Here is a 16764-nt window from a genome sequence, read left to right as displayed (position 1 = left end):
TATGCTCTCATAGCTCACGCCGATAAGTCTATGCAAGGCACGACAGGACTCCTGCCTGTGCGATGAGTACAATTTGTAGCTGTTATTGGCCATCGGCTGGTATGATAATTGGGCAGGTTTTCTGCCTCAGTTGTCCGGTGCCCGGATTTCTGAGCAAAGCATTTCGAACAGGGGCAATAAAGGGAAAAGGATGAAGATTCCATTCAACAGGCTGATATTATTATTGATGTTGCCGGTGATGGCACTACAGGCACAAACGGATACCAATGAGCCTTTAATTTTGCCCATTTATGACAACGATAAACCACCTCTGGCGTATAAAGAAAAAGGTGAGTACCGCGGCATCTACATAGACTTGTTTAAGGCAGTGCTGGAGGAGGCCGGGATCCGCTATCGATTTGTGCCGATGCCTGCAAGCCGAAACCAACGCATGTTCGAGCAGGGCAAAATTGCCATGGCCTGTTGCGTGAATCCTGCATGGTATAAGGAGCCGCAACAACAACAGATGCAGTTGTTCAGTTATCCGCTTTTTTATACTCAGGATATGTTTGTCTTTCCTCCCAAAAAGACATTCAGCATTGATGATTTAGCCGTTTTACGGGATAAGCGGGTCGCTCTGGTAAGAGGCTATGGCTATATTGGCTCAGAAAACTTTTCCGAACGCATCGATTTAAAAAATGAGCAGGCAGTGCTGGACTTTATCGCTCTTGGCAGAGCTGATGTGGCGATTGTGAATGAAAGAGCACTGGATTACTGGCTGGCTCGTTACCCCGGTGCGGTGGAAAAGGGCCCAGTACACGACAGAGCCACATTGCATATTCAATTGCACAGAAACTGGCATGAATTGCTCGGACCATTAAACCAGGCCATCACCACCTTATTGGATACCGGCGCCGTTGAAATTATTCTGGCAAAGGCCAGCACGCCTTTACCCCAGACACGTTGAGCCTATAAAGTGGCCGGAGGGCTTTCACTGATACCTTCACTATCACAAAACCAGAGGATGCGGTTTTTTCCCTGATGCTTAGCCATATACAACATGTCATCGGCCATTTTTATCGCTTCCTGGGGCTTGCTATCGGTATCCGGACGACAGGTGTAGCCGCCAATGCTGACGGTAATATGACGAATATCCGGATTATTAAGATCATCCAGTGGCATCTGTTCAATCGCCTGCCGGCAACGTTCCATCACCTCTATACAGCCCTGGCGATCATTATCCGGTAACAGAATAATAAACTCCTCGCCACCAAAACGGGCCACCAGATCCCTCGGCCGTTGTAAGCGGTCTCTGAAGGCGCAGGCGACTTTTTTCAACACTTTGTCGCCAGCGGCGTGGCCAAAATGATCGTTGTAGTGCTTAAAATTATCGATATCCACCAGGATCAGCGAAACAGGGCTCTGTTTACGCATGGCGACACGCCATTCACGTTTCAGCACTTCTTCGTAGCGCCGGCGGTTGGCGATACCGGTCAGTGGATCAATATTAGCCAGTTGTTCCAGCATGGTGCGTTGACGACGCAACTCAAGGTGTAATTTGGTGCGCGCCAGTACAATAGTGGTATGAAATGGCTTCTGGATATAGTCACAGGCACCGAGCCTGAAACCTTTTTCTTCGTGATGGGTTTCACCTAGTGAGGTAATAAAGATGACCGGAATATCACTGGTTTCGGCGTTATGTTTCAGAGTGGTCATGACTTCAAAGCCGTCCATGCCCTGCATCACCACATCCAGCAGAATCAGGTCCGGTTTCAGCTCTGCTGCCTTACGGATCCCCTGCTGACCACTTTTGGCCAGAATAATATCCGCCTGCTCTCTGAGAATATCACTTAAGATCCGCAGATTATCTGTCTCATCATCAATAATCAGTATTTGCTGACGCTCGCTCATTGGGGCTTATCGTTATGGTTGTTGTCAGCCTGGTTATCGGCCGTTTGTTCACCGGGCTGTAATCGGGACAGAATTCTGCGTGCCAATCTGGCTGCCTTCTCGAACTCCACCTCATGGGTGAACCGCATCAACTGATCAAACTGTTCCGTTAATGTGCTGTCATCGAAATCTGTTTGCAGCGCAGCTAAGCGCTCTTGTGCGCTGAGATCCGATTGTTCCAGCATGGGGATAATTGCCACTAACTCGTTGCTCAGATCCGCCTGCTTTAATCGCCCCTTTTGGCTGCCCGTTTCAGAGCAAAAAGGTCCGAGCGCCTCAAGTAAGGCATCCAGTTGCCGGCAAAGTGTAGCAATGCTATCACCACAATGTTGTTGCTGCTGCAGCTTGTCTTCGAGGACCATACATGACTGGGATTGTTCAAAAGCGCCAATATAGGCAAAACTGGATTTCAGTGAGTGAATAGCACGAAACAGTCCCTTCTGATCATCCCCTGCCAGCATCCTTTTTATTCTGGCGGAAGTATGGCGCTGATCGCGACAGAAAGAGCGGATAAGTTTTATATATAAGGCCGTATTGCCGGCCAGTCTTTGCAACGCTTTTTCGGTATTCAGTACCTTTATATCTTCCAGTATTGCCAGAAGCATCTCATCTGATTGCACATCGGTGCCTGATGCCGTGAGCTCCTGCTGGTTCGGATGTTCAGTAAGAAGAGGGTTATCTCTGTTGGAAGTCTGTGCTGGCAGGTGTCGTTGCATCACAGCATACAGCTCAGCCGGCTCAATGGGCTTGGCCAGATGATCGTCCATGCCTGCCTGCAGGCTCTTGTTTTTGTCTGATGCCATGGCATGGGCGGTCATGGCGATAACAGGGGTTTCCAGTTTTAATTCGCCGCGGATACGCTGTGTAGCGCTGAGGCCATCTAAGCCTGGCATCTGGATATCCATCAGGATCAGATCATAGGGCTGTTGTTGCAGCTTTTCTAATGCCTGTAAGCCGTTGGTGGCCACGTCCACCACAATACCGGTTTTACTCAACATGCCTTTGGCGACTTCACAGTTGATACTGTTATCGTCCACCAGTAACAGTGCATAGCCGCTAAAATCCGGGGGGGCCGGTGTAATAGCGCGCTCAGGCTGGGGAGCTGTGGCGGAGTCATCCAATGGCTGATTCAGGGGCAAAGTAAAGCTGAAGGTAGAGCCTTTGCCGACTTCACTGTGAACCCATATCTCTCCACCCATTAATTCGCAGAGTTGTTTGCTGATTGCCAGTCCCAGTCCGGTACCGCCGTATTGTCGGGTGATGGAATCATCGCCCTGAGTAAAAGACTGAAACAGTCTTTGTTGTTGCTCTTTACTCATACCAATGCCGGTATCAGAAACACTGAACAGTACCATAGGGCGGGAATCGCCTGATTGATTGCTTTTGCGAGCGGAAACCGTGATGTGGCCCTGGCTGGTAAATTTCACTGCATTGCTGATCAGGTTCACCAGTATCTGCTGGGTTCGCCATGGATCCCCCATCATCCTCGCTGGCATGGCGGTATCGATGTCGTTAATCAGGGACAAGCCCTTATCGTGGGCCTGCACCGCATTCATATTTATCGCCGACTGCAGGACCCTTTTTGGTTCCATAGCAATGTGGTCAATATGCAGTTTTCCCGCTTCAATACGGGAGAAATCGAGAATATCGTCCACCAGTCTCAGCAGGGTATTGCCAGCATCCAGTATTTTATTCAGGTGATCTTTTTTCTCCTGCACAGAGCCAGTATCCAGAGCCAGTCGGCTCAGACCCATTACTGCATTAATGGGGGTGCGGATCTCATGGCTCATATTGGCCAGAAAAGCGGCCTTGGTCTGAGCCGCCGATTCGGCCTGCTGCCGTGCTTGTTTTAGCTCTTCAGCGAGACGACTTAAGCGTTGCCGCTCACGAAAAATATGTACCGCCCACAGAGTAATCAGCCCCAGAGCGCCAAATAACATGGCCGCCATCAGCCGGGCATTCTGGGTATTCTGATGGCTGACCTTCTGCTCCAGCTGTAACAGCTGATTTTGCTGCTCCAGTTGCTCTATCTGCGCGGCTTTGGTTTCGCTGTCAAACAGCGCCTGCATCACGCTGAGCTGGGTGGCGCTGCGCGCACTTAAATATTCTTGCTGTAGTTGTTGTGCCGATTTAAGCGCATTTATGGCAGGTTGTAACTGGTTATTTTTTTCGTAGATATCAGCCAGGTGGTATTCGACTTTGCTTAGGTTTGCTTTGCTGCCCATATCCTGTGCGGTTTGACGGGCCTGTAAAAGCAATTCCAGAGCCTGCTCCATCTCGCCCTGTCTGCTTAAGGCGGAAGACTTCAGAACAAGAGAACTGAATAAAGTGTACTGAAGGTTATTCTGAACCGACAGTTCAATAGCCCTGTCAAACAAAGCGATGGCCCCGGTAATATCCTCTTTGGCAAGCAGCGCTTCTCCCAGTGCATTACTGGCCATTGCCACTCCGAGGTTATCCCGATCCTCGCGGTAAAGGGTCAGTGCATTTTTAAAATAACGGGTGGCTTTCTCGACATCACCCAGTTCGAGGAACACCTCTCCGGTGCCTTTTTCTGCGCTGGCCAGATTGTCTTGTTCGGCTGAAAGCAGGCGATATTGCTGATAATACTCCAGAGCGGTTTGCAACTGACCTGCATTCTTATAAGTATTGGCCATATTATTATAACAATAGCCTTCATACAGCTGATTACCGGCCTCACGGTAATATCCTGCAGCCTGCTGGTACTTAGTAATAGCGCGGGGGTATTCGCCGATACTCTGTAATACATTGCCCTGTAACATTAGCCCTCGGGCACGGACTTCAGATAATTGATGTTGTTCGGCCAGCAGCTCAGCGTCACGGGCATGCTGCATGGACTCGCCATAACGGCCCATAAAGTACAGCGCATAGGCCGAGGCATTCAGTACCCGGCCATGGGCCTGAGGGTCGGGGTTATCGGCAAAAAACGCCAGTGCCTGCTGTGCCAGGGTCAGGGCATCTTCGGGCTGGTTACGGGCCAATTGTTCGGTACGCTCAGCAAACCAGTTTCCACCTACAGATTGCTGAGAGGCTGAGCCCGGTGCCGGATTATTGTCCGGACTCTGAGCGCCTGCAGCGGGCATTAATACCGATGCGAGCAAAACCAGAAAGCACAATAACCGGCACACGCAGACCTCAGTGGGTTACAGCGCGGCCAATACGGCCGATATTGTTTTTGTTGTCGTCGTTGTCAGAGGTCTTATCCAGCCCCTGCCAGTCACCAGTCTGCTCTATCAGCTTTTTAGCCAGCATCTGGCGCAGGCTTTCTTTATCCATGTTAAGGATGTTATCAATATCCTTAACGCCAGCCTGTTGTAACATGGTTCGGCGGTTATCCTCGCTAAGATTAAAGGCCTGTAGCTTATTGGCATCGGTAGCCAGTTGTAAGTAGAAACGGCTTAAGTTGTCCATTGTTATTCCCTCTTATTGCCATTGTTGGTTGCCTGATTGCAACTCGTTTTATATCGTTATCTCTTCGTACTCATCCCAGTGGCTGATGTCGGCCTCAGTCAGGCCCAGCCATCCTAATCGCTCTTCGGCGAAGGTGGGCTCGCGGCAGGCCGGCACATAGAGTGTGGTTATGGTATTCACATCGGCCTTTGCCAAATCGGCCAGCGCAATCCAGTCCTTGCGGGGCTCAAATCCGGGCAGGGTGGGGGCCTCGTATAAACACAGCATATGTTCTGCCGGGTAGCTTTGTTGCAGCAACCGGCTTAAGGCCGCCAGGCCCTGCTGACCCGGTTCGAATTTATCCATGCTGTGCTCGCCGGTCAGCCCCAGTTGCCATAAAATCAGCGCCGCGCTGCTGTCGATTTCTCTGCGGGTGAGTAAAAAGCGGGTGGATTCATAGCTCTGACAGCCGGTATCGGCAGGATCCAGCCCTAAATCGGCATACAGACAGGCATCGGCTGAGATCCCCGGTAACATGGTCACCGGATAGCCTTGCTCGGCCAGTACCCGGCTGGCCATGCGGGTGGATGAGACAAACACACCGGGGTGACCATAGAAGACCACGCAAACCGACCTTCCCTGATGTACGAGAGCAATAATATACAGCGCCATCTGACGGTAAATCTCCGGCCGGGAATAACCCATATTATAAAAGCGGCCAAGGTGTTCGGTGTGTGGGTTGAGCTGGCGGATATGCTGGATAGATAAGGGGTTGGGAGCCACCAGTAATACGGATTCTGCTGTCTGAATAAGGCTCTGGGTTTCCAGTGTCATATGCCCTGGGTGCAGACCACAGCCAGCGATTGTCAGGCGTCCTTTTTTTGCATCCACAGCAACGATCCTACTATTACACCCATTATCCCATTGGTGAAGAATAAGAAATAATCACCACAGGCGCAACAGTGAAGGATGACCCAGATAAAAAACCGGGCGGGCCATGGAGAACCCGCCCGGTAAGTACCAATTATAGGAATTGGTATGACTCCCAAGAAAGACCAGTAGACTTGAGGAGTAGTGCAACCTTAATTTATTGCAAGTGAGAATGATTTGCAATAGAGATTTCGGTTTTTTTACTACGAACTACATTAAAAGCCCGAAAAAGAAATTTTAACCACAGAGTCACAGAGGTTTTAAGGTATGGGCCCTGCAGTTCTCCGTGTTCTCTGTGACTCTGTGGTTAGTTTTGCTTTTTTATAATAAAGTCGCTGGGTCTGTCCTGCACCTTTGATTTCTCAATGCTGCTGGGGACGTATCTGAATATTCAAAGGCTGCTGAATGCCCGACAACGACATCCGGGCATGACCGGAAACTGAGGGTTTTCCGCCTCTTCTTCTCTCTTCCCCCCTCTCTCCTCAATCAAATATGCATAAAATTTATCCTCGCGTTTATTTTTTACTGCTGTATAATGCGCGCCCTGCCCAGTTACACGACAGCCGCTTGTGGGAAAGCGGGACAACTGAGATGCTCGAAGGGGCAATTTACTCAGTTAAGCAGCCTTGTTGGTGGTGAAAGCCAAACCGCAAGTGCATTAGTAACTACATATTGAAATTTTGGGTAACGAGAAATGAAAACCTTTGTTGCTAAACCGGAAACGGTAAAACGTGACTGGTTTGTGGTTGATGCCACAGACAAGACCCTTGGACGCTTGGCCACTGAAATAGCCCGTCGTCTGCGCGGTAAGCATAAGCCTGAGTATACACCTCATGTGGACACAGGTGATTACATCGTGGTCATCAACGCAGAAAAAGTTCGGGTCACCGGAAACAAGACTCAGAACAAAATGTACTATTCGTATTCAGGCTACGTTGGTGGGCTGAAAGAGACCACTTTCGAAAAGCTGCAGGCTCACAAGCCTGAGCTGATCATCGAAAGAGCGGTTAAAGGTATGTTGCCAAAAGGTCCTCTGGGCCGCGCGATGTTCCGCAAAATGAAGGTCTACGCTGGTTCTGAGCATGTTCATGCCGCTCAGCAGCCACAGGTTCTGGATATTTAAGGAGCATTGAGTAATGGCAGATAATCAATATTACGGCACTGGCCGTCGCAAAAGCTCCACTGCTCGCGTATTTATTCGCCCCGGCAGTGGCAAAGTAACAGTTAACAGTCTTTCTCTGGAAGAGTTCTTTGGTCGTGAAACCGCCCGCATGGTGGTTCGTCAGCCTCTGGAACTGCTGGAGATGACTGATAAGTTTGATCTGTACATCACTGTATCTGGTGGTGGTATCAGCGGTCAGGCAGGCGCTATTCGTCACGGTATTACCCGTGCACTGATGGAATACGACGAGGCCCTGCGCCCCGCGTTGCGTAAAGCTGGCTTTGTAACCCGTGATGCACGTGAAGTGGAACGGAAGAAAGTGGGTCTGCACAAAGCACGCAAACGCCCTCAGTTCTCCAAGCGTTAATAAACCTGAACTCGGCAGTTGGCCCACGGGCGATAGCACATCTCCTTGATTCGTCTGGCTATATGAAAAAAAGTCTCACCACCAACAAGGTGACCACGAATTTTTTCATTACGCCATCCAAATCAGATAGATGCACTCTCACCTCGCGCGCAACTGCGGAATCCAGGTTAAAACAACCTTGTTGTTATTTAAAAACCCGGCTTTTGCCGGGTTTTTTTATGGGCCTGCAGGTTAAGCTCTGGCCCGACAGATGATGTTTGGGTTTTGTCGGGCTAAAGTCCGACCTACAGCCCGGTGCCGGGAGTTACTGCTCTGCGTTCCCTGTGGCTGTCTGTATACCATTTACTGTTGTACGTATTCGCGTTATTCGTGGTGAAATCACTTTTTAGATGTCTCACTCAGGCTGCGGTCTGACTGATACTAATTCTCTGCGACTTTGCGCCCCTGCGAGATCTAATGCTTTTCTCTATTTAATCTCACAAACAAACTAATCTGTTGTTTTAGCCATCATTTCCTTGTGTTTTAAAGGGGTTTTCTTTTATCATTTCCGGCTAAAATCATAACCTCAGACTTTCCTGTCACAATTGCGCACTTAAAAATAAGACAATTGACCGGGAAAGCACATAATCCAACCTTTGGAGTAAAGTGGATGAGTAATGCGCCAGTAGATAATGGGCGGCGCCGATTTCTGACTATTGCCACCTCGGTAGTAGGCGGTGTCGGAGTGGTGGGTGCCGCAGTGCCTTTTATCGCTTCCTGGAATCCCAGTGCCAAAGCCAAGGCAGCCGGGGCGGATGTGGAAGCCGATATCAGTAAAATTGAGCCAGGTCAGATGTTGCGTGTTGAATGGCGCAGTAAACCTGTCTGGATCGTCCGTCGCACCCCTGAAACGCTGGAATCTCTGGCCGCTCATGAAGATCAGTTACGGGATCCCAACTCCGAAGAGCCTCAACAGCCAGAGTTTGCCAAGAACCGTTATCGCTCGTTAAAAGAAGAATATCTGGTGACCCTGGGCATCTGTACGCACCTGGGGTGTTCGCCTCAGCACCTGAAAAACGGTGCCTTCGCTGAGCAGGTGGAAGGTGTACCTGAAGGATTCTTCTGTCCTTGCCACGGCTCCAAGTTTGATATGGCTGGCCGGGTGTTCCAGGGTGTGCCTGCACCTTTGAATCTGGTGATACCGCCGTATTATTACATCGACGACAACACCATACTGATTGGTTCAGAAGAGGGGGCAGCCTGAGATGTCAAATAAACTGCTCGATTGGATTGAATACAGAATACCCATGATGCGCGTGGCCAAGATGCACGCCGCGGAATATCCGGCTCCGAAAAACATGAACTTCTGGTACGTGTTCGGTTTTCTGGCCACCATCGTACTGATTAACCAAATTGTTACCGGTATCTGGCTGACCATGAGTTTTGAACCTTCCGCAGAGCGTGCTTTCGCTTCTGTGGAATACATCATGCGTGAAGTGGAGTACGGTTATATTCTGCGCTATATGCACTCTACCGGCGCATCGGCCTTCTTTATCGTGGTCTATATGCATATGTTCCGCGGTATGATCTATGGCTCCTACCAGAAGCCCAGAGAGTTGTTGTGGGTATTCGGGATGTTTATCTACCTGGCGCTGATGGCAGAAGCCTTTATGGGCTATGTACTGCCCTGGGGGCAAATGTCCTATTGGGGTGCACAGGTTATCGTGTCGCTGTTTGGCGCTATTCCGGTTATCGGTGAAGATCTGGTGATCTGGATCCAGGGCGACTATGTGATCTCCGGTGCTACTCTGAACCGCTTCTTTGCCTTGCATGTTATCGCTTTACCATTGGTGATTGTGATTCTGGTTTTCCTGCACATTGTGGCCCTGCATGAAGTGGGTTCCAATAACCCTGATGGGGTAGAAGTGAAACGCAAGAAAGGCTCACTCAAAGAAGAAGAGAAAACCAAATGGAAAATGCACGAGTACTACACCAACAAATACGACATTGTTGATGACGTAGTGCCTTTCTTTCCGCATATCGTGCTTAAAGATCTGGTGGCTTTTACCATCTTCCTGTTGGGCTTTGCCTATGTGTTGTTCTTTAATCCGGAGATGGGCGGCTATTTCCTTGAGCATCCGAACTTCGAACATGCTAACCCTCTGAAAACACCAGAACATATTTTCCCGGTCTGGTATTTCACTCCCTTCTACGCGATTCTGAAGGCAGTACCGGATAAGCTCGGCGGTGTTATCGCCATGTTTGCCGCTATTATCATGCTGGTGTTGCTGCCCTGGATCGACAGAGGCAGGGTTAAGTCCTGGCGCTATCGCAGTGGCATCCACAGATACAATCTGCTGGTCTTTGCCGCGGTATTTGTCTTCTTAGGATATCTGGGTGGCACGCCACAGGAACCCTGGAAGATCACAGCCTCGCAAATCTGCACCTTCCTGTACTTCGGCTTCTTTGCCTTGCTATGGCTGTACAGTAAGAACGAGAAAACCAAGCCACTGCCAGAGAGGATTAGCAAATGAGAAAACTTGTCGTATTGCTGAGCTTTTTAGTTCCTTCACTGGTGTTTGCCGCTGGCAGCAATTACCCGCTGGACAAGGCCGAGTATGATCTGACTGATCAGGCATCTTTACAGCGCGGGGCGCAGATTTTTATGAATTATTGTATGGGCTGTCATCAGGCCCAGTATCAGCGTTATCAGCGCACCTTCGAAGATATCGGTGTACCGCTTGAACTGGGGCAGGAAAACCTGCAATTCACTGGTGAAAAGGTGGGTGATTACATGAAAGGTGCGATGCCTAAAGCGTCCGCCGAAAAATGGTTTGGTACAGCAGTGCCGGATCTGACGCTGGTGGCCCGGGTTCGCGGTGCTGACTGGTTATACACCTATCTGCGTACCTTTTATGTGGACGAGAACCGCCCCTTTGGTGTCAATAACAAGGTGTTTCCGGATGTGGGCATGCCTCATGCGCTGCAGGAGTTGCAGGGTGTCCCTTATGACAGTCATGAAGAGCGTCTGATTGACGGTGAGATGAAGGAAGTCTACGTCGGCATTAAGTCTGACGGCTCCGGCACCCTGAGCCCCGAGGAGTACGACCAGGCAGTACTGGATTTGGTTAACTTTATGGTCTATCTGGGCGAACCCTCCAGACTTGAAGCCGAAGGCATTGGCCGCTGGGTTATTACCTTTATTCTGGTGTTCTTTGTGTTCGCCTATCTGCTGAAAAAAGAATATTGGCGGGATGTGCACTAAATGGCCAGATTTTCAGGTATAATGGTGAAATCGTCTTAATACCCGATTAGCAGTTTAATGTCACTTGGGTTTAAGGGCAGTGTGCACGTTGACACTGCCCTTTTTATCGTTTTATGAAATGGGTTTGCGTCACAGCAGATCCGTTATATTTGGGTTTTGGAGGAGTGTGAATGGCCGTTGCCACCAATAAGCGTTCGATTATGGCATTGTTCTCAGATACGCTGGATATCTACAGTCACCAGGTACGTATCGTACTGGCGGAGAAAGGTGTAGGGGTAGAAATCAGCTTTGTTGATCCGGCCAGCCTGCCGGAAGATCTGCTCGAGCTGAACCCATACGGTACCCTGCCGACTCTGGTTGATCGTGAACTGGTATTGTATCGCTCGCATATTATCATGGAGTATCTGGACGAGCGCTTCCCCCATCCGCCGCTGATGCCGGTGTACCCGGTTTCCCGGGGCCAGAGCCGTTTGATGATGCACCGTATTGAGCAGGACTGGTACAGTATTGCTGATCGCATTATGAGAAAAGAAGGTGATATAGAAACCGCCCGTAATGACTTACGCGAAGGTATTCTGGCGCTGGCGCCGCTGTTTGCCGACAACCCATACTTTATGAGTGAAGAATTCAGCCTGATGGATTGCTACCTGGCACCGCTGTTATGGCGTTTGCCGGCACTGGGTATTGAACTTAGTGGTAATGGTGCCAAGGATGTGAAAAATTATATGAACCGTATTTTTGAGCGTCCTTCGTTTAAGGCTTCGCTGACGGATCAGGAACGCGAAATCCATAACCCTCTCTGATGGCTGCAATGACCTCGAACAAGCCTTATTTGCTGCGTGCATTCCATGAATGGATTCTGGATAACGATCTGACCCCTCATCTGGTGGTGGATGCCACCGTTGAGGGGACGCAGGTGCCTCAGGAGCATGTGCGGGATGGTCAGATTGTGCTGAATATCTCACCTTCAGCCTGTGGCAAGCTGCAACTGAGTAATCTGGATGTCACCTTTGATGCCCGTTTTGGTGGTGTGGCAAGACGCCTGACCATACCTATGGCGGCAGTAATGGCCATCTATGCCAGAGAAAACGGTGCCGGTACCATCTTCACTCAGGAAGACGAAGACCCGGATAATACGCCGCCACCCAGTGAGCCACCACCTTCTAAAGGCAAGCCACAACTTAAAGTGGTGAAATAACGCCAAAACGGCAATATTCACCACTAACCACACGAAAAGCACGAAAAGAACTATTTCACGGAGTCACGGAGGTCACAAAGGTTTTAGGGCATTGGTCTTGTAGTTCTTAGTGCTCTCTGTGTCTCTGTGGTTATATTGAATCTAGCAAAGGCGCAGTCCGCTTTTACTACTCAGCGCTGAAATCTTTTTTTGTACTTTTTTCGCAGTGGTAAACAGCCCGGGCGACAATAATTCATCACTCATCACTCATCACTCATCACTCATCATTCAAAGGTACTCAAAGGCCTTCACCACCCGTGCCACGCCTTCAATATTACGGGTTACTTCAACCGCCATATTAGACTCCTGGCGGGTAACCAGGCCCATCAGAAAGACCTCGGAATCTTCCACTATGACTTTGATATGTAGTCCGTCCACTGACTTGTCAGTCAACAGCTTGCTGCGCACTTTGGTAGCCAGCCAGATATCATGGCTTCGGGTCGAGGTTGCCGTCGGGCTGCCAATTCGAATCTGATTGTGCAGTTTGCTGACATGGGGCTGGGCTTCGGTTATTCGCTGAGCCTGACGCTTAAGATCATCATTGGGTGCCTGCCCCACAAGCAAGGTTGTACCATTGAAAACATGGGCATTGATATTTGCATGTTGCTTAATACTGGCATTCTCAGACAGGGCGCTGCTGATCCGGGATGCCAGCGTTTTGTCGTCCAGTTGAGTACCCACAGTTCTTCTGTCATGGGCCACGGCAGCGGCACCGACTCCGGCGCCCACTACGACAGCAGCGCAGCCCTGAAGCAGCATGACACTCACCAATATCGTGGCCAGCGTTGTTGTTCGTTTCACCTTAATCACCTCCGTTATGTTCGGGGAACAGACAATCATCAATACCATCACAAAGGGTGTGAATGACCAGTTGATGCACTTCCTGAATTCTCTGAGTTTTATTTGATGGTACCCTGATTTCCATATCATTGGGTCCCAGCAAGCCGGCCATTTCGCCGCCGTCTTTACCGGTCAGTGCGATAATGGTCATATCACGACTCAATGCGGCTTCCATTGCCATAATAATATTACGCGAATTACCGTCGGATGAAATAGCCAGCAGAATGTCACTGCCGTGGCCCAGGGCTCTGACTTGTTTGGAAAAAACCTCGGTATAACTCATGTCGTTTGTCGTTGAGGTGATGGTTGCAGCATCACAGGACAGCACCAGAGCCGGCAGGCTGGGTCTGTCGCCCTCAAACCTGTTGAGCAACAGGGCGGCGAATTGTTGTGCGTCCATGGCCGAAGCGCCACTGCCGCAGCACAAAATCTTATGCCCGGCGATAAGCGCCTGTACCATCATGTAGGTTGCCCGTTCAATGGCTTCGGGTAAAACTTCAATGGCAGCAATTTTGGTTTGTATGCTCTCGGTGAAGTTATCTCTGATACTGTCAATCATAGGTGTTTTGTCCACTGGATCTGCCCGCCGGTAATGGCAATAAGGTCTATTCTATGGGGAACAAAGGCAGGGTTTAATCCTTTGTGCTGCATATAATGAAGCAGTGCTGATTCAAATTTCCTCCGTTTATTGGTATCAAAGTATTCAGCCGGGTGGCCATATCGGACGCCGGTACGATATTTAACTTCCACAAAAACGAGTTCGTCCTTATCCTGCATAATCAAATCGATTTCGCCTGTTTTGCAACGATAGTTTGCGGTAATAAGGTGCAGTCCCTGAGCCGTTAAGTATTTACAGGCCCGGCTCTCAGCGCTTCTTCCGAGCAGTCCGGAAAGACGTTGTTTAATCCCCGGCAAGCGAAATGACCTTGTCCTGTTCAATTTTTCCGAAGGGCAAGCGGCGAACGATACGCTGCTGCCTGTCCATGCTCAGTTGCCCCGTCAGCCCCTGTAATTGTCTGCCTTTGATGTAGTGTAGGGTGGTCAGCTCAGGAACTAACTGATAAGCATCATATCCCATTGCAAACAGGCGACTCTGGCTGTCGTTACGGTCAGGCCAGAGTTGATTAACCCTTTCCTTAATCTGTGCATTGGTGCCGGGCAACATCCACGGCATGTCCACAAACATCAGATTACGCAAATCTCTGAGGCTGTTGTTGCCCAGTTCCTTGCTGAAGCTTCGGCTACTGGCAAACACCGGAACAATGCTGGCAAAGGGACTGATGCTGGATTCTATCATCGGGTTAAGTAATTCGGTTTGCGCCGGATTAGAGAATACCACAATCGCATCCACGTCCCTCCGGTTACGGGCAAAGCTGTGTATTTCCTTGTTCACCAGACGCTGCAGTTGATTGATACGACGTTCACTCTGTTGAATGTCCAGCAAGCTATCCACAGCATCGCGCATGGACTTATTGTCAGTGAACGTCATCAGAGAAGGCTCGCTCTTGTCCAGCGTTTGCCAACGGCGCATAAAATGTTCTGCCATCCGCTCAAACAGCTGCCGTTTTGCACTGATCAACACTGGCCTTCTGTAACCATTAGCATACAGGTAACTGGCCAGTTGTTCCGCTTCATCCTCCGGCGCCAGAGAATAGAAATAGCGGTGTGGCGATACTTCTTCCTGCTCAAGCCGGTTTAACAACAATGCAGGAGTTGATTGAGGTAACTGCGAAAGGATTGCAGGAATGTTTTCCCTGATTAGCGGCCCTAATACAAAATCATGTTGCAGCGCCAGAGTCTGGATTTCTGTTTCATCCAGTACTACCGAATCGTAGAAGGTCAGCTGTGTTTTGTGTTCGCGCGGCTGACTGGTGTCAAAATACGCAGCAAGTATACCTTCTTTGAGAGCCTGGCCCTGATTTGCCAGACGCCCGGATAAGGGCAAAATCACGGCAATATTCTGTGGCTGATAATGGGCTTGCTGCAGCATTTGCTGTACAGGTTCAGGGAGGGAATAATCCGGGTATTGTTGTTGCCATAAATTAATTCGCTGGCTCAGCTCAACCCCAGGCACGGTCCGGGTAATCCGGGCCAGTTCGAGCCAGGGGGCCAGATAACCAGGCTGTGCCGCCACCTCAGGGAGATCTTTATTATCGACTTGTTCCAGTAGTTGCCATATTTTCCGGTATCCGGACTCGGCCCGGGAAGGATCCAGACTGATTAACTCGGCGTGACTGCGGGCAGCATTCAGATACTGGCGATGATATTCGGCTAACTCAGCGCTGAGCTTAAGTCGTGCAGGCAGGATATGAATATTGTTGCTGACTTTTTCCAGGCTGGCGCTTGCCAGGGCCGGTTTGTCCAGTTCCAGCAGGCACTGGCTGCGAATTAACCTGGCCTGATCTCTTTGTGTCGCATCCCTGAGCTCTGGTATAAGGGGTTGCAGGACCTTTAACGCACTCTGGCAGTCACCCTGCTGTTGCCAGACCATGACGGCCTGTAACAGCAACAAAGGCTGCTGGTGCAGCGGGGCTTGTCTGGCCTGCGCATAAAGCTGTTCAGCGGTTCGTTCGGCAGGTATCTCTGGCACCGTCCTGTAACGCGTATCGACGCCTTTGTCGCTGACATCCGGCGCCGTAGCACATGCCGTGAGCAGCAGTACGGCGATTAATATTGTCAGTTTGCGCATGTTGAGCATTGGCAGCCTTAAAACTTCCTGGCGAAATATCAGTACCGCTAGTTTATGATGTGGCTCCCGGGAACACAATCAAAGGCTTAACACGTGAGCACAGAAACTGCGCCGGCTGCCGGTACCTTATATGTGGTGGCCACACCAATAGGCAATCTTGCAGATATCAGTCACAGAGGATTACAGGTTCTTCAGCAGGTGGCTGTGATTGCCGCCGAGGATACCCGACACAGCAAGGGGCTGCTTGATCATTATAATATCTCAGCCCGATTGTTGTCGCTGCATGATCATAATGAGACTCAGCGTGCCCAACAGCTGTTGATGAAACTGAGTGAGGGGCTGGATATTGCTCTGATTAGCGATGCCGGCACTCCGCTAATCAGTGATCCTGGTTACCAGTTGGTGAATCTGTGTCGGCGCAATAATATCAGGGTGATACCCGTGCCTGGTGCCTGTGCATTGATAACCGCCTTAAGTGCTTCAGGACTGCCGACGGATCAGTTTACCTTTTTCGGTTTTTTGCCGGTCAAAGAAATGGCACGCCGTGAGCAACTGGCCATGCTGAAGAGTGCCCGGGGTACTGCAGTTTTTTATGAGTCGCCAAGGCGAATTCTGGATTCGGTTCTGCTGTTGATTGAAGAACTGGGCGCCGACCGGCAGCTTGCTCTGGCTAAAGAGCTGACCAAGACCTTTGAAACATTCCGGACCGGCCCCGCTGCTGAGATTGCTCAGTGGTTGCAGGCAGATCCGGTACATCAGAAAGGTGAATTTGTACTGATGGTAGGCCCTGAGACAAACAGTAAGGATACTATTCCCGGTGAAGCCATAACGCTACTGACCACTTTAATGCAGGAGCTGCCGCTGAAAAAGGCGGCGGCTATTACCGCTGGCCATTACAAACTGAAGAAGAATGCGTTATATCAGTTGGGCTTGCAGTTGCAGGGGGAATAGCCGC

The 16764-nt window shown here is 50.1% G+C and carries 17 protein-coding genes; 9 read left to right on the top strand and 8 right to left on the bottom strand.

Annotated elements, in window-relative coordinates:
• Positions 1 to 190: 190 nt before the first annotated feature.
• Positions 191 to 946, top strand: coding sequence for a substrate-binding periplasmic protein (locus tag AT746_RS16415; protein ID WP_062482522.1), 756 nt, complete (start codon positions 191 to 193; stop codon positions 944 to 946).
• Between the two features lie 2 nt (positions 947 to 948).
• Here AT746_RS16415 and AT746_RS16410 read toward each other — a convergent pair whose 3' ends face one another.
• From AT746_RS16410 to AT746_RS16395, 4 genes are read right to left on the bottom strand one after another with little or no spacing between them, the layout of a single operon-like run.
• Positions 949 to 1890, bottom strand: coding sequence for a diguanylate cyclase (locus AT746_RS16410; protein ID WP_062482519.1), 942 nt, complete (start codon positions 1888 to 1890; stop codon positions 949 to 951).
• Entirely contained in the window at positions 1887 to 5033 is a 3147-nt protein-coding gene (locus tag AT746_RS16405) for an ATP-binding protein (RefSeq protein ID WP_062482514.1), read from the bottom strand. The genes AT746_RS16410 and AT746_RS16405 overlap by 4 nt, the downstream gene beginning before the upstream one ends.
• 52 nt (positions 5034 to 5085) lie before the next feature.
• Positions 5086 to 5361, bottom strand: a complete 276-nt coding sequence (locus AT746_RS16400) for a hypothetical protein (protein ID WP_062482510.1) — start codon at positions 5359 to 5361, stop codon at positions 5086 to 5088.
• Between the two features lie 48 nt (positions 5362 to 5409).
• Positions 5410 to 6231: an SAM-dependent methyltransferase gene (locus AT746_RS16395; protein WP_062482507.1), complete on the bottom strand. Its 822-nt coding sequence runs from the start codon at positions 6229 to 6231 to the stop codon at positions 5410 to 5412.
• Positions 6232 to 6964: 733 nt separating this feature from the next.
• Between AT746_RS16395 and rplM the strand changes: the two genes are divergently transcribed.
• The 7 genes from rplM (at position 6965) to AT746_RS16360 (ending at position 12241) form a co-directional block, all read left to right on the top strand.
• A complete protein-coding gene (gene rplM, locus AT746_RS16390; RefSeq protein ID WP_062482505.1) occupies positions 6965 to 7393 on the top strand; it encodes a 50S ribosomal protein L13 in 429 nt (142 codons plus the stop codon).
• Positions 7394 to 7406: 13 nt separating this feature from the next.
• Positions 7407 to 7799, top strand: a complete 393-nt coding sequence (gene rpsI, locus AT746_RS16385; RefSeq protein WP_062482501.1) for a 30S ribosomal protein S9 — start codon at positions 7407 to 7409, stop codon at positions 7797 to 7799.
• 649 nt (positions 7800 to 8448) lie between these two features.
• Positions 8449 to 9042 carry a ubiquinol-cytochrome c reductase iron-sulfur subunit gene (petA, locus tag AT746_RS16380; protein WP_062482497.1) on the top strand — a complete coding sequence of 198 codons (594 nt, stop codon included), beginning with the start codon at positions 8449 to 8451 and terminating at the stop codon, positions 9040 to 9042.
• 1 nt (position 9043) lies between these two features.
• The gene (locus AT746_RS16375; RefSeq protein WP_062482493.1) at positions 9044 to 10312 is read left to right on the top strand and encodes a cytochrome b; all 1269 of its coding nucleotides are present in this window, start codon (positions 9044 to 9046) and stop codon (positions 10310 to 10312) included.
• Positions 10309 to 11043, top strand: a complete 735-nt coding sequence (locus AT746_RS16370; protein ID WP_062482490.1) for a cytochrome c1 — start codon at positions 10309 to 10311, stop codon at positions 11041 to 11043. The genes AT746_RS16375 and AT746_RS16370 overlap by 4 nt, the downstream gene beginning before the upstream one ends.
• Positions 11044 to 11213: 170 nt before the next feature.
• On the top strand, positions 11214 to 11846 hold the full coding sequence (gene sspA, locus AT746_RS16365; protein WP_062482486.1) for a stringent starvation protein SspA: 633 nt from the start codon (positions 11214 to 11216) through the stop codon (positions 11844 to 11846).
• Positions 11846 to 12241 (top strand): ClpXP protease specificity-enhancing factor, encoded by a 396-nt coding sequence (locus AT746_RS16360; protein WP_197414278.1) that lies wholly within the window; start codon positions 11846 to 11848, stop codon positions 12239 to 12241. The genes sspA and AT746_RS16360 overlap by 1 nt, the downstream gene beginning before the upstream one ends.
• 267 nt (positions 12242 to 12508) lie before the next feature.
• On the opposite strand, the gene dolP is transcribed toward AT746_RS16360, so the two are convergent.
• The 4 genes from dolP to AT746_RS16340 are packed head-to-tail and all read right to left on the bottom strand — an operon-like array spanning position 12509 to position 15809.
• Positions 12509 to 13081 (bottom strand): division/outer membrane stress-associated lipid-binding lipoprotein, encoded by a 573-nt coding sequence (dolP, locus tag AT746_RS16355; RefSeq protein WP_231730957.1) that lies wholly within the window; start codon positions 13079 to 13081, stop codon positions 12509 to 12511.
• Between the two features lies 1 nt (position 13082).
• Complete coding sequence (locus AT746_RS16350) at positions 13083 to 13679, bottom strand: D-sedoheptulose-7-phosphate isomerase (RefSeq protein WP_062482481.1); 597 nt, start codon at positions 13677 to 13679, stop codon at positions 13083 to 13085.
• Complete coding sequence (locus AT746_RS16345) at positions 13676 to 14035, bottom strand: YraN family protein (protein WP_062482476.1); 360 nt, start codon at positions 14033 to 14035, stop codon at positions 13676 to 13678. Before AT746_RS16345 ends, AT746_RS16350 begins: the two co-directional genes overlap by 4 nt.
• Entirely contained in the window at positions 14022 to 15809 is a 1788-nt protein-coding gene (locus AT746_RS16340; RefSeq protein ID WP_062482474.1) for a penicillin-binding protein activator, read from the bottom strand. The genes AT746_RS16345 and AT746_RS16340 overlap by 14 nt, the downstream gene beginning before the upstream one ends.
• Positions 15810 to 15902: 93 nt before the next feature.
• Between AT746_RS16340 and rsmI the strand changes: the two genes are divergently transcribed.
• On the top strand, positions 15903 to 16760 hold the full coding sequence (rsmI, locus tag AT746_RS16335) for a 16S rRNA (cytidine(1402)-2'-O)-methyltransferase (protein ID WP_062482471.1): 858 nt from the start codon (positions 15903 to 15905) through the stop codon (positions 16758 to 16760).
• Positions 16761 to 16764: the final 4 nt, after the last annotated feature.

This window comes from Lacimicrobium alkaliphilum (assembly GCF_001466725.1).
In the GTDB taxonomy this organism is placed as follows: Bacteria; Pseudomonadota; Gammaproteobacteria; order Enterobacterales; family Alteromonadaceae; genus Lacimicrobium; species Lacimicrobium alkaliphilum_B.
The sequence above is the reverse complement of the archived record's forward strand: the minus strand, read 5'-3'. Positions and strand labels throughout refer to the sequence as shown.